The following is a 2,037-nucleotide window of genomic DNA, read 5'->3' as shown; positions in this document are numbered from 1 at the left end:
GGCGCCAGCGCGCCGCCGGAGCCGACCACGAGCACCACGCCGGCGACGATGCCGACGCCGGCTGCCACCGTATCGAGATGGGTCTTGCGGCGGAAGCTCTCCCAGCCGCTCTCGATGCGCGCGTCGCCGATCTCCAGCTCGATATTGCCCTTGCTGTCCACCGTAAACTCGCCGTCGCGCGGCATCGCCAGCACGGCGTCCGCCGCCGGCAGCGTATTGTTTTCGCGGTAGTCCTTCAGGTCGTCGTAGGCGCGCCCGGCCTCGTCGACGAAGCGCGGACCCTGGCCGGTCTCGACCTTGAACAGCATTGTGCGGGTGATGCCACGCTCGCGGCTGGCGTAGACCACCGGCAGCAGCGTCACGCGCGCATGCTCGCCGCCCTGCTCGATCAGCTGGTCGGCCACCACGTCGAGCATGTCGGCGTAGTCGTCGTCGATGCCGGCGAAGATGTCCTGCTTGCGCAGCGTTTCCATCTGCGCGTCGGCGTCGCCCGCGAGCTGCACCTCGGGCGGAATGCCGAGCGCCAGCCCCGCCATGTTGCGCGCGTGCGTGCGGCCCGCCATCTCGTAGGGTCGCCCGCCGTAGTCGACGTAGTGCTGGTTGATGACGCCCTGCGCCATCGCGCGCGGCTCGGAGACGAACAACTCGTACATCGCGGCAGGGTCCTCGCGCTGCTCGGGCGTCAGCGTCGCGGTCAGCGCGCGCGTATCCTGCGCGGCGCCGGCCTGCGCGGCCTCCTGCACCAGTTGCTGGCGCGCGGCGTCTTCGTTGTCCAGCGCCTGCTGCAGCGGCGCCCAGGTCGGCGCGTCCTGCTCGCGCAGGAACGGATGCTCGCGCTTCCAAGCCTGATGCTCGTTGCGCAAGCGCTCGACGTCGTCGCTGGCCGCGCCGCTGTCGCGCTCGCTGCGATAGCGTTCGAGTTCGGCGGCGCTGGCCGACGCCGTCGCACGGGCGCGCTCCAGCGCCTCGCCGGTGGAAACCACGGTCTCGTCCTTCTCCACGTCGACGCCGAGGTCGCGCGCACGGTCTTCGGCGGTCAGGCGGGCGCCGAGCGCGGCCAGCAGCGCGCGATGGTCGGTGTCGACCTGCGCGGTGAGCCGAGTCAGTTCGGGATCTGCGTCGGCGCCGGGGTTCTGGCCGGGGCTGGCGCCATTGGCATTGGCCGACGCATTGCCGTCGCGGCGAGCCTGCGCGATGGCCTGCGCATCGTTGTTCAGCGTCTCATAGTCTTGCCATGCGGTGTCCTCGGCGGCGATGGCCGACTGCAGCTGCGCATGCGCTTCCCAGACGCGTGCGGTGACCGGATCCATTTCGACGCGCGATGGGCTTTGCCCCGGGATCGACAGCGTTGTCGAGGCAGCCGGATAGCTGCCGTACAGGGTGGGAGACTGCACCGAGAACTGGGTTGGGTACTGGACATACCATCGCCCGTTCTCCTTGACGGCAACCGGCGGCGAACCGGGCGCAGCCAGCAGCGGCGCGGTGGCCGACGTGGAACTCGTCGAGGCAGGGGATGTGGGCGGCGGGGTTGCCGTGTCCCCGCTGGCATTGCCGGCCGCCGCATCGATACCGGGCGGCAACACCGTCCATGGCGCCGGGCGCGCGGCCTCGCCGAAATTTGGCGTCAGCAGCGGCGAGGTCGACAGCGAAGGGCCCGTGCTCGGCAACGATCCCGGCGGCTGCGTGGATGGCGCGAGCGGCCCGGACGGTGCGGACGGTGCCAGCGGGCCGGCCGGCGCGGCCCCGGAGAAATCGTGCGTGCGATGGGCTTCGAGCGCCAGCGCGTACTCGCCCTCCGCGGCGCGCCTCGCCTCGGTGGACGCGAGCGCATCGCTGCGGCCATGCGCGACCGCCTGCGCCAGCCGCGTTTCGTCGCGGCGTTCGCGCGCGGTGTCGATCTCCTGCTGCGTGGCGCCCGGCCGCCGCACGGTCGCCTCATAGGTCTGCGCCGCGTTGGCGGCGGCCTCATCGGCCGTGGGCAACGCGCGCTGAGCGGCATCGCCGTCCTTGCGCCATTCGTCGGTCCGGCCCTGCCGC

General features: G+C 71.8%; 1 protein-coding gene. It reads right to left on the bottom strand.

Translation table 11 applies throughout. From position 1 onward, the window contains the following. On the bottom strand, positions 1–2,037 hold a 2,037-nt coding region (locus B551_RS16785), incomplete at both ends, for a DUF4781 domain-containing protein (protein WP_043440470.1).

The sequence above is a fragment of the Cupriavidus sp. HPC(L) genome, assembly GCF_000307735.3.
In the GTDB taxonomy this organism is placed as follows: domain Bacteria; phylum Pseudomonadota; class Gammaproteobacteria; order Burkholderiales; family Burkholderiaceae; genus Cupriavidus.
Note: the sequence above shows the minus strand (reverse complement) of the source record. Positions and strands in the feature narration are given on the sequence as shown.